The organism is Pseudomonas sp. FBCC-B545, from assembly GCF_059134095.1.
Genome location: NZ_CP101441.1, coordinates 3,752,652 through 3,772,548, shown reverse-complemented (window position 1 = coordinate 3,772,548; position 19,897 = coordinate 3,752,652). Strand labels below are relative to the sequence as shown.

Here is a 19,897-nt window from a genome sequence, read left to right as displayed (position 1 = left end):
GACCCTGGCGGATTTCGCGAGAGGCGTCCCCCGAGCTTCTATAAAAACAACAATCGGAGATCGACCCATGAGCCAGGAATTGCGGCTTATTCGGCGCATCACGCTGAAACTGATTCCCTTCCTGATCCTGCTGTATCTGATCGCCTACGTGGACCGTTCCGCCGTAGGGTTCGCCAAGCTGCACATGGGCGCCGACGTCGGCATCGGTGACGCCGCCTATGGCCTCGGTGCCGGGCTGTTCTTCATTGGCTACTTCCTGTTCGAAATCCCCAGCAACCTGATGCTCGACCGCTTCGGCGCGCGGCGCTGGTTTGCGCGCATCATGATCACCTGGGGCGCCATCACCATCGGCATGGCCTTCGTGCAAGGTCCGCACAGCTTCTATGTGATGCGCTTTTTGCTCGGCGCGGCGGAGGCGGGGTTCTTTCCTGGCGTGCTGTACTACATCACCCAATGGTTCCCGGTACGCCATCGCGGCAAGATCCTCGGGCTGTTCATTCTCTCCCAGCCCATCGCGATGATGATCACCGGGCCCGTGTCCGGCGGCCTGCTCGGCATGGACGGCATCCTTGGCCTGCACGGCTGGCAGTGGCTGTTTATCGTGATCGGCACCCCGGCGATCCTGCTGACCTGGCCGGTGCTGCGCTACCTGCCGGACGGCCCGAAACAGGTCAGCTGGATGAGCGAGCAAGAAAAGACCTGGCTCACCGGCGAGCTGGAAAAAGACCTGCAAGCCTACGGCCAGACCCGCCATGGCAACCCCTTGCATGCCCTCAAGGACAAGCGCGTGTTGCTGCTGGCGCTGTTCTATCTGCCGGTGACACTGAGCATCTACGGCCTGGGCCTGTGGCTGCCGACCCTGATCAAGCAGTTCGGCGGCAGCGACCTCACCACCGGCTTCATCTCCGCCGTGCCGTATATCTTCGGCATCATCGGCCTGTTGATCATCCCGCGCAGTTCCGACCGTTTGAATGATCGCTATGGCCATCTCGCGGTGCTGTATGTGCTCGGCGCCATCGGCCTGTTCTGCAGCGCCTGGCTGAGTGTGCCGGTGCTGCAGATGGCTGCGTTGTGCCTGGCGGCGTTCGCCATGTTTTCCTGCACCGCGGTGTTCTGGACCTTGCCGGGGCGCTTCTTTGCCGGGGCCAGCGCGGCAGCCGGTATCGCCTTGATCAACTCGGTGGGCAACCTCGGCGGCTACATCGGTCCGTTCGTGATCGGTGCGCTCAAGGAATACACCGGTAACCTGGCCTCGGGCCTGTATTTCTTATCCGGCGTGATGGTGTTCGGGCTGGTCTTGACCCTCGTGGTCTACCGCGTACTGGAGCGCAAGCACGTGCTGCCGGTCGACCAATTCGCCGCCAGCGCCCGTGGCGCCACACGTACTTAAATCCTGGAGAAAATGCATGCGTCTAGTTCAGTTCGAATTGGGTAACGGGGAGCGCCGCGTCGGCGTAGTGGAAGGCAACACTCTGCGCGAAGTGCAGGGCGCGCACAGCGTACGCGAGTTGGCGCTGGCCGCCATCAAGGCCGGCACCGGCCTTGCGCAACAGGTGCAGGGCCTGGGCCTGGGCGACAGCCATGACTACGCCGCGCTGCTGGCCGAGCTGAAAATCCTGCCGCCACTGGACCACCCGGACCCAGCCCATATGCTGATCAGCGGCACTGGCCTGACCCATCTGGGCAGCGCTTCGGCCCGCGACAAGATGCACCAGCAGGCCGGCGACGACAGCGCCATGACCGACACCATGCGTATCTTCAAGTGGGGCGTAGAGGGCGGCAAGCCCGCGGCCGGCCAGGCAGGCGTGCAGCCGGAGTGGTTCTACAAGGGCGACGGCAGCATTGTCGTACGCCCGGGCGCCGCCTTCCCGGTGCCACCGTTTGCCGAAGACGCTGGCGAAGAGCCGGAGATCGGCGGCCTCTATGTGATCGGCCACGACCGCAAACCCTATCGCCTGGGTTTTGCGGTGGGTAATGAGTTCTCCGACCATGTGATGGAACGCAAGAACTACCTGTACCTGGCCCATTCCAAGCTGCGCAGTTGCAGCTATGGCCCGGAACTGCGCGTGGGCGAGCTGCCCCAGCACCTGGCCGGCAGCAGCCGCATCCTGCGCAACGGCGAAGAAATCTGGCGGAACGAATTCCTCAGTGGCGAGGCCAATATGTGCCACAGCCTGGAAAACCTTGAGTATCACCACTTCAAATACAGCCAGTTCCTCAAGCCGGGGGATGTGCACATTCACTTCTTCGGCACCGCTACGCTGTCATTTGCCGACGGTATACGTACCCAGCCGGGCGACGTGTTCGAGATCAGCCAGGCCGAATTCGGCGCGCCGTTGATCAACGGTATCGGCAGCAGCGATGCGGCATTTGAACCCGGCCAAGTCACCCCCCTTTAAGGAGATCAACATGACCCAGTTCCTCGGCCACAACTACATCGGCGGCCAACGCAGCGCCAACGGCAACGTCAAGCTGCAAAGCGTCGATGCCACCAGCGGTGAAGCCTTGCCGCAGGATTTCTACCAGGCCACACCGCAAGAGGTCGATGCCGCCGCCAAGGCCGCCGCCGCTGCGTATCCGGCGTTCCGTGCGCTGAGTGCTGCGCGCCGTGCGCAGTTCCTGGACGCGATAGCCGACGAGCTGGATGCCCTGAGCGATAACTTCATCGATTTGGTCTGCCGCGAAACCGCGCTGCCCGCCGCCCGCATCAAAGGCGAGCGTGGGCGCACCAGCGGCCAGATGCGCCTGTTCGCCACGGTGCTGCGCCGTGGCGATTTCTACGGGGCGCGTATCGATAAAGCCTTGCCGGATCGCCAGCCGCTGCCACGCCCGGACCTGCGCCAATACCGTATCGGCCTGGGCCCGGTGGCGGTGTTCGGTGCCAGCAACTTCCCTCTGGCCTTTTCCACGGCGGGTGGCGATACCGCCGCTGCGTTGGCCGCAGGCTGCCCAGTGGTGTTCAAGGCCCACAGCGGGCACATGGCGACGGCCGAGCAGGTGGCCGATGCGATCATTCGCGCAGCCGAGGCCACCGAGATGCCGGCGGGGGTATTCAACATGATCTTCGGCGGCGGCGTCGGCGAAGCCCTGGTCAAGCATCCGGCGATTCAGGCCGTGGGTTTCACCGGCTCGCTCAAGGGTGGCCGTGCCCTGTGCGACATGGCCGCGGCACGCCCGCAACCGATCCCGGTGTTCGCCGAGATGTCGAGCATCAACCCGGTGATCGTGCTGCCCCAGGCCTTGCACGCCCGCGCCGAAAGCGTAGCCCGCGACCTGACCGCCTCGGTGGTGCAGGGCTGCGGCCAGTTCTGCACCAACCCCGGCCTGGTCATCGGTATTGCGTCGCCACAATTCACGGCGTTCACTCAACAGGTCGCGCAATTGATCGGCGCGCAACCGGCGCAGACCATGCTCAACGCCGGCACCTTGGGCAGCTATGGCAAGGGCCTGGAAAAACTCCTGTCCCACCCCGGCATCCAGCACCTGGCGGGTAACGCGCAATCGGGCAACCAGGCGCAACCGCAGCTGTTCAAGGCGGACGTACGGCTGTTGATCGACGGCGACGAAGTGCTGCAGGAAGAAGTGTTCGGCCCCACCACGGTGTTCGTCGAAGTTGCCGACCAGGCCCAGCTCAGCACCGCTTTGCAGGGGCTGCACGGGCAATTGACCGCCACCATCATTGGCGAACCGGCTGACCTGCAACAGTTCGCCGAACTCACGCCGCTGCTGGAGCAGAAAGTCGGACGCATCCTGCTCAACGGTTATCCCACTGGCGTCGAAGTCTGCGATTCGATGGTGCACGGCGGGCCGTATCCGGCAACGTCCGACGCCCGCGGCACGTCGGTGGGCACCCTGGCCATCGACCGCTTCCTGCGCCCGGTGTGCTTCCAGAATTACCCTGATAGCCTGCTGCCCGAGGCGTTGAAAAACGCCAACCCGTTGCGTATCCAGCGGCTGGTGGATGGCACGCCATCCCGCGATCCGCTGTAAGTCACCAGGAGGCTTCATGTCAGTGAATGCAGTGACCCCACACCGTGCCCGGTTGGGCGAAGGGCCGTTCTGGGACAGACCGACCCAGGCCCTGTATTGGGTGGATATCGCCGCCCGCCAGGCCCTGCGCCTGATGGGCGGCGAGTTGCAGGTCTGGCAATTGCCCGAGCATGTCTCGGCATTCATCCCCTGTGAAAGCGGCGATGCGCTGGTGACCTTGAGCAGCGGCGTGTATCGCCTGGACCTGACCACCGAAGCGCTGACCCTGCTGTGCGTCGCCGACCCGCAACCCGGCAACCGCGGCAATGAAGCGCGCTGCGATGCCCAGGGCCGGCTGTGGCTGGGCACCATGCAGAACAATATCGGTGAGCAAGGCGAGGACTTGCCCATCACTCGGCGTTCCGGCGGATTGTTCCGCATCGATGCCGATGCCACGGTCACGCCGCTGCTCAGCGGCCTGGGCATTCCCAACACACTGCTGTGGAGTGAATGCGGTGGTCACGTGCACTTCGGCGATAGCATGGACGGCACGCTGTACCACCATTCAATCCAGCCTGACGGCCAACTCGATCCCGCACGGGTGTGGTTCGGGCCTCACGAGCGAGGCGGCCCGGACGGTTCGGCCATGGACGCCGAAGGCTACATCTGGAATGCCCGTTGGGACGGCAGTTGCCTGCTGCGCCTGACGCCCCTGGGTGAGGTGGATCGCATCATCGAACTGCCCGTCAGCCGTCCCACCAGTTGCGTGTTCGGTGGGCCTGACCTGACCACGTTGTATATCACCAGCGCCGCGAGCCCCTTGGGTCACCCTTTGGACGGTGCGCTGTTGGCCATTGAGGTCGATGTGCCTGGCAAACCTTGTCACCGCTTCGCCGGTTAAACCCAAGACTCAAAAACAACAACAAGAGGTGTCGTTCATGAAAAAGACTCTACGCGTTCTGGCTGCCGCTGTTGCTTTAAGCAGCCTCAGCAGCATCGTATCGGCTGAAGAAGTCAAGATCGGTTTTTTGGTCAAGCAGGCCGAGGAGCCCTGGTTCCAGACCGAATGGGCCTTCGCCGAAAAAGCCGGCAAGGAACACGGTTTCACCGTGATCAAGATCGCCGTGCCCGACGGCGAGAAAACCCTCTCGGCCATCGACAGCCTGGCCGCCAACGGCGCCAAGGGCTTTGTGATCTGCCCGCCGGACGTGTCCCTGGGCCCGGCTATCGTCGCCAAGGCCAAGGTCAATGGCCTGAAAGTGATGGCCGTGGATGATCGTTTTGTCGATGCCAAGGGCAACTTCATGGAGGACGTGCCGTACCTGGGCATGGCCGCCTTCGAAGTGGGCCAGAAGCAGGGCGCCGCCATGGCCGCCGAGGCGAAGAAACGCGGGTGGGACTGGAAGGACACTTACGCGGTGATCAACACCTTCAACGAGCTCGATACGGGTAAAAAGCGCACCGACGGCTCGATCAAATCCCTGGAAGAAGCCGGCATCCCCAAGGATCACATCCTCACCGCTGCCCTCAAGACTCTTGACGTACCTGGCAGCATGGACGCCACCAACTCGGCCCTGGTCAAGCTGCCCGGCGGTGCGAAGAACCTGATCATCGGCGGCATGAACGACAACACCGTGCTCGGCGGCGTGCGCGCCACTGAAAGCGCCGGCTTCAAGGCCGCCAACGTGATAGGCATCGGCATCAATGGCACCGACGCCATCGGCGAATTGAAGAAAGCCGACAGCGGTTTCTTCGGCTCCATGCTGCCGAGCCCGCATATCGAAGGCTATAACACCGCGCTGATGATGTACGAGTGGGTCACCAAAGGCACTGAACCACCGAAGTACACCGCCATGGACGAAGTCACCCTGATCACCCGCGAGAACTTCAAGGAAGAACTGACCAAGATCGGGCTGTGGAAATGACCGCTGCGGCCCTGCGTTTCGACGCGATCGGCAAAACCTTTCCCGGGGTCAAGGCGTTGGACGGCATCAGCTTCACCGCCCACCCCGGGCAGGTGCACGCCCTGATGGGCGAGAACGGTGCGGGCAAGTCGACGCTGTTGAAGATTCTCGGCGGCGCCTACATCCCCAGCAGCGGCAGCGTGCAGATCGGCGCGCAGGTCATGGCGTTCAAAAATGCCGCCGACAGCATCGCCAGCGGCGTCGCGGTGATCCACCAGGAACTGCACCTGGTGCCGGAAATGAGCGTCGCCGAGAACCTGTTCCTCGGACACTTGCCGACGCGCCTGGGGGTGGTCAATCGCGGCCTGTTGCGTCAGCAGGCGCTGGCGTGCCTCAAGGGCCTGGCCGATGAGATCGACCCCGACGAGAAACTCGGGCGCCTGTCCCTGGGCCAGCGCCAACTGGTGGAAATCGCCAAGGCGCTGTCCCGTGGCGCCAACGTGATCGCCTTCGATGAACCCACCAGCAGCTTGTCGGCGCGGGAAATCGACCGGCTGATGGCGATCATTGCGCGCCTGCGTGACGAGGGCAAAGTGGTGCTCTACGTGTCGCACCGCATGGAAGAGGTGTTCCGTATCTGCGATGCGGTGACGGTGTTCAAGGACGGTCGCTATGTGCGCACCTTCGAAGACATGAGCAGCCTGACCCACGACCAGTTGGTGACCTGCATGGTCGGCCGCGATATCCAGGACATCTACGACTACCGCCCGCGGGAGCAGGGCGAGGTGGCGCTCAAGGTCGACGGCCTGCTCGGCCCGGGGCTGCGTGAGCCGATCAGTTTCCAGGTGAGCAAGGGCGAGATCCTCGGCCTGTTCGGGCTGGTGGGCGCGGGGCGCACCGAGCTGTTTCGTTTGCTCAGCGGCCTGGAGCGCGCCAGCGCCGGCAGCCTGGAGCTGTGCGGGCAAGCGCTGCAGTTGCGCTCACCCCGCGACGCCATCGCCGCCGGCGTGTTGCTGTGCCCGGAGGACCGCAAAAAGGAAGGCATCATCCCGCTGGCCAGCGTTGCCGAAAACATCAACATCAGTGCACGCGCGGCGCATTCCACCTTTGGCTGGCTGCTGCGCGACGGCTGGGAGAAGGGCAACGCCGACCGGCAGATCCAGGCGATGCGGGTCAAAACCCCCAACGCTGCGCAGAAGATCCTGTACCTCTCCGGCGGCAACCAGCAGAAGGCCATTCTGGGCCGCTGGCTGTCGATGCCGATGAAAGTGCTGCTGCTGGACGAGCCCACCCGTGGCATCGATATCGGCGCCAAGTCAGAGATCTACCAGATCATCCATAACCTGGCGGCCAGCGGCATTGCGGTGATCGTGGTGTCCAGCGACCTGATGGAAGTGATGGGTATTTCCGACCGCATTCTGGTGTTGTGCGAAGGTGCCCTGCGTGGCGAACAACGGCGTGAACACGCCACTGAATCCAACCTGCTGCAACTGGCCTTGCCACGCGGCGTGGCGAACTGAGAGAAGACGATGACAACCCAACCCAACGCGTTGCCCTCGGCACGCAAACCCCTCGATATGCGCGCATTGCTCGACAACTGGGCGATGCTGTTGGCGGCAGTGGGCATCTTTGTGCTGTGCGCCTTGCTGATCGATAACTTCCTGTCGCCGCTGAACATGCGCGGCCTGGGCCTGGCGATTTCCACCGTCGGCATTGCCGCGTGCACCATGCTGTTCTGCCTGGCCTCGGGGCACTTCGACTTGTCGGTGGGCTCGGTGATTGCCTGCGCCGGGGTGGTGGCAGCGATTGTGATGCGCGATACCGACAGCGTGATGCTGGGCATTGGCGCGGCGTTGCTGATGGGCTTGATGGTGGGCCTGATCAACGGCATCGTGATCGCCAAGCTGCGGGTCAACGCCTTGATCACCACCTTGGCGACCATGCAGATCGTGCGCGGCCTGGCGTACATTTTTGCCGACGGCAAGGCAGTAGGGGTGTCCGAGGAGCAGTTCTTCGTCTTCGGCAACGGCCAACTGTTCGGCGTGCCGGTGCCGATCCTGATCACCATTGTCTGCTTCCTGTTCTTCGGCTGGCTGCTCAACTACACCAGCTACGGGCGCAACACCATGGCCATCGGCGGCAACCCGGAAGCGGCGCTGCTGGCCGGGGTCAACGTGGACCGCACCAAGATTCTGATCTTCGCCGTCCATGGCCTGATCGGCGCGCTGGCCGGGGTGATCCTGGCCTCGCGCATGACCTCCGGCCAACCGATGATCGGCCAGGGCTTCGAGCTGACGGTGATCTCTGCGTGCGTACTGGGCGGGGTATCGCTGAGCGGCGGCATCGGCATGATCCGCCATGTGATCGCTGGGGTGCTGATCCTGGCGATCATCGAGAATGCGATGAACCTGAAGAACATCGACACGTTTTACCAGTACGTGATTCGCGGCTCGATCCTGCTGCTGGCCGTGGTCATCGACCGCATGAAACAACGCTAACCCGAGCCATACGAAGATCCAATGTGGGAGGGGCGGTGCGACGATTCGACTTGCTCCCGATGGCGGTGGGTCAGTTACAGATGCATCAACTGACCCACCGCCAACGGGAGCAAGCCCCCTCCCACAGTTTTAATCGGCGGAGAACTTGAAGAGGGTGTGTTGGGTATAGGTCTGCCCAGGGTTCAAGCGAGTTGAGGCAAAGCCTGGCTGGTTAGGCGCATCCGGGAAGTGCTGGGTCTCCAAGGTAAACCCGCTCCAGTGCTGATACGTCTTGCCCCCTTTGCCCTTCACCGAGCCATCGAGGAAGTTGCTGGTATAGAACTGCACACCCGGTTCGCTGGTGTAGAGCTGCAAGCGCCGGCCGGACTCAGGGTCATGCACCTCGGCGGCGAGCTGCTTCACATCGCCCTTGGTGTCCAGCGCCCAGTTGAAATCGAAGCCACCCTGTTTCGGTTCGGCGAACTTGAGCTGCGGATGGTCCGCCTTGATGTGCTGGCCGATAGGCGTGGGCTTGAGGAAGTCCATCGGCGTGCCCTTGACGGGCGCCAATTCACCGGTGGGGATCAAGGTGGCGTTCACGGGGGTGTAGTGGCTGGCATGCAGGGTGGCGACCTGCTTGAGAATGTCGCCGTTACCCGCGCCGGCGAGGTTGAAGTAGCTGTGGTTGGTCAGGTTGAGCACCGTCGGTTTGTCGGTGGTGGCCTTGTAGTCGATATGCAGTTCGTTGTTGTCGTTCAGGCGGTAAGTGACTTCGGTCTTCAGGTTACCGGGGAAGCCCATTTCACCGTCCTTGGACAGGTAGGTGAGGGTGACGCCCACCGAGTCCTTGTCCTTGACCGGCTGGGCTTGCCATACCTGCTTGTCGAAGCCTTGGGCGCCGCCATGCAGGGAGTTGGGACCGTCGTTGAGCGGCACCTGGTAGCGTTTGCCGTCGAGTTCGAAGGCGCCGCCGGCCAGGCGATTGCCGAAACGGCCGATGGTCGCGCCAAAAAATGCCGTGCCGGCCTGATAGCCCTGCACGTCATCGAAGCCCAGCACCACGTCGTCGACCTTGCCGTGTTTGTCCGGCACCTTCAACGACTGCAATACGCCGCCGTAGGTGATTACCGTGGCTTGCATGCCATGGCTGTTGCGCAATATGTACTGTTCGACGGCGGTGCCGTCATTGGTTTTGCCGAAGGGTTTGTGTTCGCTGGTCAGGCCGGCGGCCTGGGTGCCGCCGCTGGCGACCAGCATGGACAGCGCCAGACCGGACAGCAGGTAACGAGGGTGCTTCATGGTCGAACTTCCTTTTGTTGTTTTGGATGGAATAGTTCTACTAATTTGAGATATTTTGTCGTAATGACCCCGGATTTATAGCCTTTAACGGCGTATTTGCAAAATAAAATAAGACTAATTAAGCAGAGCGATCACTGATATGACTACCCAGCAAGCGATTTATCCCGACCTCAAGGACAAAACCGTGCTGATTTCCGGCGGTGCCTCGGGGATTGGCGAGTTCATGGTGCGCGCCTTCGCCGCGCAAGGCGCCAAGGTGGGTTTCGTGGACCGTGCGCAAAGCCAGGGCGAACGCTTGGCCGCGCTGTTGAATTCCCAAGGGCTTACCGTGGAGTTCGAGTGCTGCGACATCACCGACGAAATTGGCTACCGCGCCGCCATCGGGCGCTTCGAGCAGTCGCTGGGGCCGATCACGGTGCTGGTGAATAATGCGGCCAATGACGTGCGCCACAGCCTGGAAGAAATCGACTCGCAAATGTTCGACCAGCTGATTGCGGTCAACCTCAAGCACGCCTTCTTCGCCGCCAAGGCGGTGGTGCCGATGATGAAAGAGGCCGGTGGTGGCTCGATCATCAACCTGGGATCGGTCGGCTGGATGATGGCCTCGGCCGGCTACCCGGTGTATGCCGCCAGCAAGGCCGCGGCCCACGGCATGACCCGCGGCCTGGCGCGGGAACTGGGGCCCAGCCATATCCGCGTCAATACGCTGGTGCCGGGCTGGGTGATGACGGAAAAGCAACTGGCCATGTGGGTTGACGATGCGGCCAGGGAACTCATCGCCCGCAGCCAGTGCCTGCCCGGCAGTGTGATGCCGGAACACATCGCCAATATGGCGTTGTTTTTGGCCTCGGACGCCTCGGCAATGTGCTCGGCGCAGAACTTCATCGTTGACGGCGGTTGGGTGTAGAAACGCGATTACCAAAACGACGAAGGTCGAGTGTGGGAGGGGGCTTGCTCCCGATCGCGGTGGATCAGCTACAGATGCATCAGCTGACCCGCCGCCATCGGGAGCAAGCCCCCTCCCACATTTGAACAGTGGTGTTTATGCGATGGGATAACGCTTGAACGCCGGGTGCTGTTCCAGGCGTTCAGCATGGCGCTTGAGGTTGGGGAACGCATCGGCCTTCACCACCGAGGCCACAGTGAACTGGCTGAACGACCAGGCGACCGCCGCCGTAATTGATGCCTGGGTCAGCGCTTCGCCGTTGTCCAGTTGCTTGTCCAGCAACGCATAAGCCGCCAGCAATTGCCCGCTGACCCGCTCGATCCACGGCGCATGCAGCTTTTCGGCTGGGCGCAGTTTGTGTTCATAGACGATCTGCACGCTCTTTTCACAGGCCGCGAGGGCCAACCCGAGCAGGTGCAGGTCGTGGGCGCGTGCCGCCGGTTGTTGGGGCAGCAGCTTCTTGTCAGCTGGCGCCAAGGTTTCGAGGTAGTCGAGGATCAGGCTCGAATCCATCAGCATTGTCCCGTCATCCAGCACCAGGGTGGGCGCCTTGACCACCGGGTTGACCTGGGAAAACTCCGCGAAGGTGCTGAACACCGACAGCGGCTCATGCACAAACTCCACCCCATACAAGTCCAGGGAAATCGCCACGCGGCGTACGTAGGGCGAGTCCAGCATTCCGACCAGTTTCATGCAGCCTCCATTGCTTTCGCGGTGTGATTGGCTGACGAGATTAAGGCTTCATGATCAAGGTGCGCAATGCTTGAAGGGGCAGTCGCTACATTGAACTGCGGGCCGCCCCGGGCGGTTGCCCGGTGATGCGCTTGAAGGCACGGCTGAACGCCGCCTGGGAGGTGTAGCCGAGGCGTTGCGCGACGGTTTCGATGGGCATGCGCTCCAGCGTCAGCCACTGGCTGGCCAGGCGCATGCGCAGTTCCGTGGCGTAGCGCAACGGCGGTATGCCGAGGATGGCCTGGAAGCGATCGGCAAATACCGAGCGCGAGGTATGGCACTGCGCGGCCAGTTCCGCCACGCTCCAGTCGCGGCCCGGCTGCTGGTGCAGGGCGAGGAGGGCGCGGGCCAGGCGTGGGTCGCGTAGCGCCGCCACCAGGCCCGAGGCGTTGCCGCAGGCACATTCGACCCAGCCGCGTACGATCATCGCCGCCACCACATCGGCCAGGCGCGCGAGGATGCCGGCAAAGCCGATGCGGGCCGTGGAGACTTCCCGTTCCATCACCGCCAGGATCGGCATCAGGCCGGGGTAACGCTGGCCCCCGGCATCGATCAGCATCAGCGTTGGCATCAGGTTGCCAAGCCCCTGGATGCTGCCGAGTTCGAACTCCATGCAGGCACTGAACAGCAGAGTGCTGGGGGCGGTCTCGGGTGACGCATCCACGGCGCAGACGGCGTCTCCCAGCGGGGCGCTGTCGAAATCGCCGATGTCTTGCACATCGGTGCTTGCGTCGGATAACAGTGCATGCGCGCCGCCATGGGCGATGAACACCGCATTGCCCGCCGACAGTTCGAAAAGGTCGCCATCCTCGCCGCGCAAGGTCACGTGGCCGGCCGCGAGAAAGTGGAAATAGGCATGGCCGGGCTTGGCGCCAAAGCCCATGCCGAAGGTCGGCCCGGCCTGGATGCGCCGGTACTGCACACCGCGCAGGCGCATACCGCGCAACAGTTCATTGATCAGGTCGGAAGACAGGGTAAAAGCATCCGCGGCAGTCATGGTCGGGGTTTCGGTCAAAAACTCAAGGGTTTGCATCATAGATCATCCTGCCTGGCAAACCTAGACTGGCCGCCTTGCTAATGATCTGAGGATGACCTGTGATGAGTGAATATGCAGCCCAAGCCCCTGCCGGGGTGGTGACGGAGCCGGCCTGGCTGGCGGTATTTTCTTTGGCAATGGGGGTGTTCGGTTTGCTGACGGCGGAATACCTGCCGGCCAGTTTGTTGACCCCCATGGCCTTGGACCTGGGTGTTTCGGAAGCGTTAGCCGGGCAAGCCGTGACGGTGACGGCGGTGGTGGCGTTGTTTGCCGGCTTGCTGGTGCCCGGCCTGACCCGAAGCATCGACCGGCGCGTGGTGCTGCTGGGGTTCTCCACGCTGATGATCGCCTCCAACCTGCTGGTGGCGCTGTCTTCCAGCCTGACCGTGCTGTTGTTGATGCGCATCCTGCTGGGCATCGCCCTGGGCGGCTTCTGGAGCATGGCGGCGGCGGTGGCCATGCGTCTGGTGCCGGCGGCTTCCCTGCCACGGGCGCTGTCGATCATCTTCAGCGGGATTGCGGCGGGCACCGTGGTCGCCGTGCCGCTGGGCAGCTACTTGGGTGGCCTGTATGGCTGGCGCAGTGCGTTTATCGCGGCGGCTGCCGTGGGTGCGGTGACCCTGGCGTTCCAGGCGTTCACCCTGCCGCGCCTGGTGCCCAATGGTACCGCGCGCCTGCGTACCGTGCTGGAGGTGTTGCTGCGTCCGGGCATCGCCATGGGTATGTTCGGCTGCGTACTGGTACACACCGCGCATTTCGCATTGTTCACCTATATTCGCCCGTTCCTGGAAAGCACCACCGGCGTCGATACCCAAGGGCTGGCCCTGATGCTGCTGGGCTTCGGCGTGGCGAATTTCGTCGGCACCTTGCTCGCCGGTTGGCTGCTGGTGCGCCACCCGCGTGGGACGTTGGTACTGATGCCGGTGCTGGTGGGCATTGCGGCACTGGCCCTGGTCTGGCTGCCGGTGTCACTGCCGGGCCAGGCGTTGCTCCTGGCGCTGTGGGGCATGGCGTTCGGCGGCGTACCGGTGGCATGGTCCAATTGGGTCGCCCGTGCCGTGCCGGACCAGGCCGAAAGTGCCGGCGGCATGGTGGTCGCTTCGGTGCAGTCGGCGATTGCCGCAGGGGCTGCCGGTGGCGGGTTGATGTTCAGCGTCAGCGGCATTGGTGGGGTATTTGTGGGTGCGGGCGTGTTGATGTTGCTCGCGGCCTTGCTTATCGCCCTGCGCGTACAGGTGCCTCGACAAGACCGGGATGCCGGTGTGACGCACCACCCGTCTTTGGTTTAGTCTGGAACGCTTCGTTGATCACAATCCCTGAGGAGCAGTGGCATGGCTGACTATCTACCCCCAAAGGTCTGGACCTGGGACACCGAGAGCGGCGGCACCTTCGCCAGTATCAACCGGCCCATCGCCGGTGCTACCCACGATAAAGAGCTGCCGATCGGCAAGCATCCGCTGCAGCTGTATTCCCTGGCCACGCCCAACGGGCAGAAGGTCACGATCCTGCTTGAAGAGTTGCTGGCCCTCGGGCACACCGGCGCCGAATACGATGCCTGGCTGATCAAGATCGGTGATGGCGACCAGTTCGGCAGTGGCTTCGTGGCGGTGAACCCGAATTCGAAGATTCCGGCCCTGATGGACCGCAGCGGTGCAACGCCGATTCGGGTGTTCGAGTCCGGCGCGATCCTGCAGTACCTGGCCGAGAAATTCGGCGCATTCTTGCCCAGCGAGCCTGCGGCCCGGGCTGAATGCCTGTCATGGTTGTTCTGGCAGATGGGCAGCGCGCCTTACCTGGGGGGTGGCTTCGGGCATTTCTATGCCTATGCGCCGAGCAAGATGGAGTACCCGATCAACCGCTTTGCCATGGAAGCCAAGCGTCAGCTGGACGTGCTGGACAAGCGCCTGGCGGTGAGCGAGTACATTGCCGGCGATGAGTACACCATTGCCGATATCGCCATCTGGCCCTGGTACGGCGGGCTGGTCAAGGGCCGCTTGTACGGCGACTCGGCGGAGTTTCTCTCGGTGCATGAATACAAACACGTGCTGCGCTGGGCCGACGCAATTGACGCCCGGCCGGCGGTGCAGCGCGGACGGCGGGTGAACAGGGTGTCGGGTGAGGAGCAGTTGCCCGAACGGCATGACGCGAGTGACCTGGACTGATTCAGAGCCAGTGTGGGAGGGGGCAAGCCCCCTCCCACATTTGGATCTCCTTTGCCTCGGTTTACTTGTAGCGCTGTTCGAATACCGCCACCTGTTCGGGCTTGATCAGTTCAAACGGCACCCACACTTCGGCTTCAATCGGTTCGCCCTTGATCATCTTGATCGCCGCTTGCACCGCCTGGGTCGCCTGGGCCTTGGGGTCCTGGAACACTGAGGCAGCAAGCAGCCCGCGCTTGATCGCGGCCAGGCCATCGGGCAGGCCGTCGATGCCGACGATCGCAATCTCGCCTTTGGCCTTGCCCGCTTGCTGCAAAGCCATGGCCGCACCGATTGCCATTTCATCGTTGTTGGCGACAATGGCATCGAACTGCGTGCCTGCCAGCAGCCAGTTGCTGGTCAGGTCCATGCCTTTGTTGCGTTGCCACTCGGCGCTTTGCTGCTCGACGATCTTGATACCGGGAAAGTCCTTGAGCACCTGCCTGGCGCCTTCGGTGCGGTCATGGGTGGCGTTCTGCGCGAGGTCACCCATGATGATCGCCACGTTGCCCTGGCCGCCGAGTTTTTCCGCGAGGTAGCGCATCTGCAGTTGCCCGGCCTCGATGTCGTTGGACGCCACCGTGACTACGCCCTTGGGCAACGTGCGTTCATCCGGGTGACGGTTGACGTACACCAGCGGAGTCTTGGCTGCCACGGCGGCGCGGGTGATGTTGGCAGTGGCAGCCGTGTCGACCGGCAGCACGATCACCGCATCGACTTTCTGGTTGAGAAAACCTTCGACCTGGTTGAGCTGGCGCACGACATCGCCCTGGGCGTCTTCGAACTGGATCTGCACGTCCTGCTGTTTCGCCGCGGCCTCCAGGCCGCTACGTACATAGGTCATGAAGTTATCGTCGACCCGGGCAATGCTCACGCCAATGCGGTACGCGGCGAAAGTCCATTGGCTGAACAGCAACAGCAGCGCGGCCACTAGCAATGAATAACGATGCATGAGGGTGTTCCTTTTATTGTTATAGGGTGAATGCCTGGCGGAAGCGCTCCAGGGCCAATTCGCTGGTGCCGCTGGCCCAGCCCTCCAGGCCTACCACGCCGGTGTAGCCCATGGCGTACAGCGCACGGGCAATCGCCGGGTAGTGGATTTCGCCAGTGCCGGGCTCCTTGCGCCCGGGCACGTCGGCCACCTGGATTTCACCAATGGCGCTGCCGGCGCGCTGGATCAATTCGATCAGGTTTCCTTCGCCGATCTGCGCGTGGTAAAGGTCCAGGTTCATCTTCAGGTGCGGGCTGCCCACGGCTTCGATCAGCGCCAGGGTCTCGGCGGCGCGGGCGAAGGGCGTGCAGGGGTGATCGACGGCGGTGTTGAGGTTTTCCAGCAGGAACACACGGCCGGCGTCTTCCCCCAGGCGTGCGATTTTTTCCAGGGTCTTGCAGGCGCTCAGCCACATGCGCCCCGAGGTCTGGCTGACCGGCTGTATCGGCAGGCCGCCGTCGCCCAGGCCTGTGCCGTGCAGGTTGAGGCTGGGGCAATTGAGGCGCTCGGCGATGCCCAAAGATTCGCGGGCGCTGTCGAGCAGTTGGCGGCTGCCTTCGGGGTCGGTGAGGGTGCCGCTGATGTAGCCGGTCATCGAGGTGAAGTCCGCGCCGGTCGCGGCCAGGGCGTCGATGTCCTTGTCGGTCCAGCTCCAGATTTCGGCGCTGAACCCCAGGGCGTGGATACGTTTGACCCGTTCGATGAAGGGCAGGTCGAGGAACACCATCTCGGCGCTGACGGCTAATTTGAACGGCATCATGGCCGCGCCCCTTGCACGGCCACAGACTTGCCGGTTTCGTACGACTCGATGCAAGCGCGCGCAATCGCCAGGGCCGCGCGCGCATCCTCACCGCTGGCCAGGGGCTTGGCGCCGCTGCGCAGGCAGTCGACAAAGTGGTTGAGTTCGGCAATGTAGGCGTCGCGCAGCAGGTCAGTGTCCATTCGTTGGGTGTCGGCCTGGATGCCCTCGGCCAGGTAGCGCACCAGGTCGCAGTCATTGAGGCTGCCCATGCTCAGCATGCCTTGGCTGCCGAACACTTCACCGCGCACATCGTAGCCATACACCGCCTGGAAGTTGGCCTCGGCGGTGGCGATGGCGCCGTTGTCGAAGCGGATCGTGACCACGGCGGTGTCGAGCAAGCCTTGGCTTTTGTACGCTGGGGCGATCAGCGCGTCGGCCATTACATATACCTGCACCGCTTCGGCGCCGGGGTTGAGGTAGCGCAGCGTGTCGAAGTCGTGGATCAGGGTCTCCAGGAAGATCACCCATTGTGGTGAAGCGGCTGGGTTGTTCAGCGCCGGGTCGCGGGTCAACGAGCGCAGTAACTGCGGCGTGCCGATGCGGCCGGCGGCGACATCGAGGTGGGCGGTACGGAAGCTCTTGGCGAAACGCCGATTGAAACCGACCTGCAACGGCACGCGGGCGTCTGCGGCAGCGGCGATGGCGCGATCGGCTTCATCCAGGGTGATCGCCATGGGTTTTTCGCAAAAGATACCTTTGCCGGCGCGGGCGGCGCTGATCACCAGTTCGGCGTGGCTGCGGGCGGGGGCGGCAATGAGTACGCCGTCGATCTCCGGGTCGTCCAACAGCTGTTGCGGGTCGGTGTAGACCTTGTCCACCCCCAGCTCTGCTGCCAGGCGTGCGGCCTGGCCTGGGGTGGGGTCGGCGATGGCGGCAAGGCAGGCACCGGGGATGTGGCGCGCCGCCGTAAGGCCGTGGAAGCTGCCCATGCGACCGGCACCGATCAAGCCCAGGCGGATATTCTGTGTACTCATGAAGTGACCCCTTTTTATTGTTGGCCGCAGGACAGTCCTGGCTGGCATAGGGGATAGGAGCAAGGGTTATGCCAATTCATAACTCACTGATTGGTAATGGTTTATCAAAATGACTAAACAAAATGTGTTCATTTGGATGACATGCCTATACTGACATGTCAAAAATGTGAACATGGATACCTCGATGACCCTGGCTTTCAGCGTGCAAGACCTCGATTACCTCACGGCCCTGGGGCCTGCTGCGCTGAATGACGGCCCCGTCGCTACGCTGGAGCAGGGCTGGCGAGCGTGTCTGTCCGGCCAGGTCGAACGCCCGGCCGAGGTGCGTCAGGTCATCTGGGATTCGTGGAGGCGCAGTATCGAGGCGGGGATCGATCCCGATGACAGCCACTACCGTTTCGTTGCCGCCCAAGCGCTGGCGGCAACCCTGGCCAATCACCGCGTACTGATCGCGGCCGCCGCGCAAGTCATGCACGGCTTGCTGGCCTATAACCCGCGCGGCCATATCAACCTTACCGATGCGGAGGGCACCACCCTGTATTTCTGCGGGCTGGACATCACTCCCGTGGGCAGTCGCCTGCTGGAATCGGTACAGGGCACCAACTGCACCGGGCTGGCGCTGGCCGAAGATCGCCTGATGTACGTGTTGGCCGAGGAGAACTTCGCCGGCGCTCTGCGCCAGCGCCGCATGCACTGCGCCGCTGCGCCGATCAAGGATGCCCAGGGCCTGACATTGGCCATGCTCACGCTGACTGCCGAGCCCGGCTGGTTTCATTTCCATACCCTGGGCACCGTCCAGGCGGCAGCCGAAGCGGTGTCGCGGCAGATGGCGCTGCAGGTGTTGCTGGAGGAACAGCAAGCGGTGCTCGAAGTGCTGAACGAAGGCTTGGTGGTGCTGGATGAGCGCGGCTGCATCAAGGCACTCAACCGTTATGCGCGGCAATTGTTCGGGGTGGGGCTGGAGCTGATCGGCAGTCCGTTTCAGCGCCTGGGTCGCAGTGAGTTGAGCGACGCGCTGGGTGAGCCAGTGCGTGACCTCGATTGCACCTTTGAGCTGCATGACCGCAGCCAGCTCGCCTGCCTGGTCTCGGTATGCCCGCTGGAGCAGGGCGGGGTGATCGTGTCGGTGCGCGAAAACCGCCGCATCCGCGAAATCACCCGGCGCCTTATCGGCACCCAGGCGCGCTATACCTTCGACACCATCCAGGGCACCTCGCGGGCGATCCAGGACGCGCTGCACCTGGGGCGCATTGCCAGTCGCGGCGACGCCACCACCTTGATCCTCGGCGAAAGCGGCACCGGCAAGGAGCTGTTTGCCCAGGCCATTCATAACGCCAGCGAGCGTTGCAACGGCCCGTTCGTGGCGGTCAACTGCGGCGCCATCCCCCGGGACCTGGTGCAGAGCGAACTGTTTGGGCATGTCGAAGGCGCGTTCACCGGCTCGGCGCGAGGTGGGTCGGCGGGCAAGTTTGAATTGGCCGATGGCGGCACCATCTTCCTGGATGAAATTGGCGACATGTCCTTCGATGCCCAGGTCAGCCTGTTGCGGGTGTTGCAGGAGGGGGAAGTGACCCGCGTGGGCGCGAAAAATTCGCGGCCAGTGGACGTGCGCATCATCGCCGCCACCCATCGCAACTTGAGCCAGGCAGTGGCCGAAGGCGCGTTTCGTGAGGATCTTTACTACCGCCTCAATGTGTTGAACCTCACCGTGCCGCCGTTGCGAATGCGCCGCGAGGATATCCCGCTGTTGGCACGGCATTTCCTGCAGCGCTGTGCGCGTTCGTTGCGTAAGCCAGTGCAGGGTTTCTCGCCGGAGGCGTTGGCGCTGCTGTCGGCCCATGGCTGGCCGGGCAATGTGCGTGAACTGGAAAACGCCATTGAACGGGCGACCAACCTGGCGATGGGTGAGCTGATCCAGCCGGCTGATTTGCCGCTGGAAACCCAGCAACGGGCGACGCTGCGCCTTTACCAACCTCAGCCCGCGCAGGATCTGAGCAGCCATGAACTGCACGCTATCGTCGCTGCGCTGAAAAACACGGGCGGCAATATTCGCCTGGCGGCCCAGCAACTCAACGTGTCGCGGGGCGGGCTGTACAACAAGATGAGTCGGTTTGGCTTGAATGCAGGGGATTTTCGCGGCCGGTGAAGGATTGCCCGTGTGCAGATTAAATGTGGGAGGGGGCTTGCTCCCGATGGCGACCTGACAGCCGACCGCTAACTAAGGGATGCCCCCGCGATCCAAATGTGGGAGGGGGCTTGCCCCCGATGGCGGCCTGACAGCCGACCGCTAACTAACGGATGCACCGCGATCCAAATGTGGGAGGGGGCTTGCTCCCGATGGCGGCCTGACAGCCGACCGCTAACCAACGGATGCCCCGCGATCCAAATGTGGGAGAGGGCTTGCCCCCGATGGCGGCCTGACAGACGACCAGGATCTTGGATCAGACCGAGTACATATCCATTACTGCGGTAACGGCCACTTAGGGTTCCGCTCTTACAGCGGCTCACTTTTGGAAGGACCGGAATGCCGGCCCAGCCAAAAGTAAGCAAAAGGTCCTCGCCCCACCAC

Annotated in this window: 17 protein-coding genes; 11 read left to right on the top strand and 6 right to left on the bottom strand. The window is 63.1% G+C overall.

Going from position 1 to position 19,897, the window contains the following annotated elements; translation table 11 throughout:
* The first annotated feature begins 67 nt into the window (after positions 1 to 67).
* From NMB39_RS17345 to araH, 7 genes are read left to right on the top strand one after another with little or no spacing between them, the layout of a single operon-like run.
* The gene (locus tag NMB39_RS17345; RefSeq protein WP_046072158.1) at positions 68 to 1,390 is read left to right on the top strand and encodes an MFS transporter; all 1,323 of its coding nucleotides are present in this window, start codon (positions 68 to 70) and stop codon (positions 1,388 to 1,390) included.
* A 16-nt stretch (positions 1,391 to 1,406) separates the two neighbouring features.
* A complete protein-coding gene (gene araD1, locus NMB39_RS17340; RefSeq protein ID WP_057025305.1) occupies positions 1,407 to 2,399 on the top strand; it encodes an AraD1 family protein in 993 nt (330 codons plus the stop codon).
* A gap of 10 nt (positions 2,400 to 2,409) precedes the next feature.
* Positions 2,410 to 3,990: an aldehyde dehydrogenase (NADP(+)) gene (locus NMB39_RS17335; RefSeq protein WP_124412049.1), complete on the top strand. Its 1,581-nt coding sequence runs from the start codon at positions 2,410 to 2,412 to the stop codon at positions 3,988 to 3,990.
* Positions 3,991 to 4,006: 16 nt separating this feature from the next.
* Positions 4,007 to 4,870: an SMP-30/gluconolactonase/LRE family protein gene (locus NMB39_RS17330; protein WP_198720260.1), complete on the top strand. Its 864-nt coding sequence runs from the start codon at positions 4,007 to 4,009 to the stop codon at positions 4,868 to 4,870.
* 37 nt (positions 4,871 to 4,907) lie between these two features.
* Positions 4,908 to 5,894, top strand: coding sequence for a substrate-binding domain-containing protein (locus NMB39_RS17325; protein WP_083348199.1), 987 nt, complete (start codon positions 4,908 to 4,910; stop codon positions 5,892 to 5,894).
* Positions 5,891 to 7,393 (top strand): L-arabinose ABC transporter ATP-binding protein AraG, encoded by a 1,503-nt coding sequence (gene araG / locus NMB39_RS17320; protein ID WP_494340370.1) that lies wholly within the window; start codon positions 5,891 to 5,893, stop codon positions 7,391 to 7,393. Before NMB39_RS17325 ends, araG begins: the two co-directional genes overlap by 4 nt.
* Before the next feature lie 9 nt (positions 7,394 to 7,402).
* Positions 7,403 to 8,371 carry an L-arabinose ABC transporter permease AraH gene (gene araH, locus NMB39_RS17315; protein ID WP_046072163.1) on the top strand — a complete coding sequence of 323 codons (969 nt, stop codon included), beginning with the start codon at positions 7,403 to 7,405 and terminating at the stop codon, positions 8,369 to 8,371.
* Positions 8,372 to 8,500: 129 nt separating this feature from the next.
* Here araH and NMB39_RS17310 read toward each other — a convergent pair whose 3' ends face one another.
* Positions 8,501 to 9,649 carry an aldose epimerase family protein gene (locus tag NMB39_RS17310; protein ID WP_198720739.1) on the bottom strand — a complete coding sequence of 383 codons (1,149 nt, stop codon included), beginning with the start codon at positions 9,647 to 9,649 and terminating at the stop codon, positions 8,501 to 8,503.
* A 139-nt stretch (positions 9,650 to 9,788) separates the two neighbouring features.
* Here NMB39_RS17310 and NMB39_RS17305 point away from each other — a divergent pair, with 139 nt between their 5' ends.
* Entirely contained in the window at positions 9,789 to 10,556 is a 768-nt protein-coding gene (locus tag NMB39_RS17305; RefSeq protein ID WP_057022673.1) for an SDR family NAD(P)-dependent oxidoreductase, read from the top strand.
* Between the two features lie 135 nt (positions 10,557 to 10,691).
* Here the strand turns inward: NMB39_RS17305 and NMB39_RS17300 are convergent, their stop codons facing one another.
* Positions 10,692 to 11,288: a glutathione S-transferase family protein gene (locus NMB39_RS17300; protein ID WP_198720740.1), complete on the bottom strand. Its 597-nt coding sequence runs from the start codon at positions 11,286 to 11,288 to the stop codon at positions 10,692 to 10,694.
* An 85-nt stretch (positions 11,289 to 11,373) separates the two neighbouring features.
* Positions 11,374 to 12,360, bottom strand: a complete 987-nt coding sequence (locus NMB39_RS17295; protein WP_057022702.1) for an AraC family transcriptional regulator — start codon at positions 12,358 to 12,360, stop codon at positions 11,374 to 11,376.
* 65 nt (positions 12,361 to 12,425) lie between these two features.
* Between NMB39_RS17295 and NMB39_RS17290 the strand changes: the two genes are divergently transcribed.
* Both NMB39_RS17290 and yghU read left to right on the top strand, forming a co-directional pair.
* Positions 12,426 to 13,652, top strand: a complete 1,227-nt coding sequence (locus NMB39_RS17290; RefSeq protein ID WP_046072167.1) for an MFS transporter — start codon at positions 12,426 to 12,428, stop codon at positions 13,650 to 13,652.
* Positions 13,653 to 13,694: 42 nt separating this feature from the next.
* Complete coding sequence (gene yghU, locus NMB39_RS17285) at positions 13,695 to 14,525, top strand: glutathione-dependent disulfide-bond oxidoreductase (protein WP_046072168.1); 831 nt, start codon at positions 13,695 to 13,697, stop codon at positions 14,523 to 14,525.
* A 61-nt stretch (positions 14,526 to 14,586) separates the two neighbouring features.
* Here the strand turns inward: yghU and NMB39_RS17280 are convergent, their stop codons facing one another.
* Genes NMB39_RS17280 through NMB39_RS17270 form a run of 3 tightly spaced genes read right to left on the bottom strand, consistent with a single transcriptional unit; the run spans position 14,587 to position 17,328 of the window.
* Entirely contained in the window at positions 14,587 to 15,513 is a 927-nt protein-coding gene (locus NMB39_RS17280; RefSeq protein ID WP_057022669.1) for a sugar ABC transporter substrate-binding protein, read from the bottom strand.
* A gap of 19 nt (positions 15,514 to 15,532) precedes the next feature.
* Positions 15,533 to 16,312, bottom strand: a complete 780-nt coding sequence (locus NMB39_RS17275; RefSeq protein ID WP_494340371.1) for a TIM barrel protein — start codon at positions 16,310 to 16,312, stop codon at positions 15,533 to 15,535.
* Entirely contained in the window at positions 16,309 to 17,328 is a 1,020-nt protein-coding gene (locus NMB39_RS17270; RefSeq protein WP_046072171.1) for a Gfo/Idh/MocA family oxidoreductase, read from the bottom strand. The genes NMB39_RS17275 and NMB39_RS17270 overlap by 4 nt, the downstream gene beginning before the upstream one ends.
* Positions 17,329 to 17,512: 184 nt before the next feature.
* On the opposite strand from NMB39_RS17270, the gene NMB39_RS17265 reads away from it, so the two are divergent.
* Positions 17,513 to 19,474 (top strand): sigma-54 interaction domain-containing protein, encoded by a 1,962-nt coding sequence (locus NMB39_RS17265; RefSeq protein WP_494340372.1) that lies wholly within the window; start codon positions 17,513 to 17,515, stop codon positions 19,472 to 19,474.
* Positions 19,475 to 19,897 lie beyond the last annotated feature (423 nt).

Coding starts and splice junctions, on each gene's coding strand:
- NMB39_RS17270 (WP_046072171.1), bottom strand. CDS start 17,328: ATGAGTACACAGAATATCCGCCTGGGCTTGATCGGTGCCGGTCGCATG.
- NMB39_RS17345 (WP_046072158.1), top strand. CDS start 68: ATGAGCCAGGAATTGCGGCTTATTCGGCGCATCACGCTGAAACTGATT.
- NMB39_RS17335 (WP_124412049.1), top strand. CDS start 2,410: ATGACCCAGTTCCTCGGCCACAACTACATCGGCGGCCAACGCAGCGCC.
- NMB39_RS17305 (WP_057022673.1), top strand. CDS start 9,789: ATGACTACCCAGCAAGCGATTTATCCCGACCTCAAGGACAAAACCGTG.
- yghU (WP_046072168.1), top strand. CDS start 13,695: ATGGCTGACTATCTACCCCCAAAGGTCTGGACCTGGGACACCGAGAGC.
- NMB39_RS17330 (WP_198720260.1), top strand. CDS start 4,007: ATGTCAGTGAATGCAGTGACCCCACACCGTGCCCGGTTGGGCGAAGGG.
- NMB39_RS17275 (WP_494340371.1), bottom strand. CDS start 16,312: ATGATGCCGTTCAAATTAGCCGTCAGCGCCGAGATGGTGTTCCTCGAC.
- NMB39_RS17295 (WP_057022702.1), bottom strand. CDS start 12,360: ATGCAAACCCTTGAGTTTTTGACCGAAACCCCGACCATGACTGCCGCG.
- araG (WP_494340370.1), top strand. CDS start 5,891: ATGACCGCTGCGGCCCTGCGTTTCGACGCGATCGGCAAAACCTTTCCC.
- araH (WP_046072163.1), top strand. CDS start 7,403: ATGACAACCCAACCCAACGCGTTGCCCTCGGCACGCAAACCCCTCGAT.
- araD1 (WP_057025305.1), top strand. CDS start 1,407: ATGCGTCTAGTTCAGTTCGAATTGGGTAACGGGGAGCGCCGCGTCGGC.
- NMB39_RS17280 (WP_057022669.1), bottom strand. CDS start 15,513: ATGCATCGTTATTCATTGCTAGTGGCCGCGCTGCTGTTGCTGTTCAGC.
- NMB39_RS17300 (WP_198720740.1), bottom strand. CDS start 11,288: ATGAAACTGGTCGGAATGCTGGACTCGCCCTACGTACGCCGCGTGGCG.
- NMB39_RS17290 (WP_046072167.1), top strand. CDS start 12,426: ATGAGTGAATATGCAGCCCAAGCCCCTGCCGGGGTGGTGACGGAGCCG.
- NMB39_RS17325 (WP_083348199.1), top strand. CDS start 4,908: ATGAAAAAGACTCTACGCGTTCTGGCTGCCGCTGTTGCTTTAAGCAGC.
- NMB39_RS17310 (WP_198720739.1), bottom strand. CDS start 9,649: ATGAAGCACCCTCGTTACCTGCTGTCCGGTCTGGCGCTGTCCATGCTG.
- NMB39_RS17265 (WP_494340372.1), top strand. CDS start 17,513: ATGACCCTGGCTTTCAGCGTGCAAGACCTCGATTACCTCACGGCCCTG.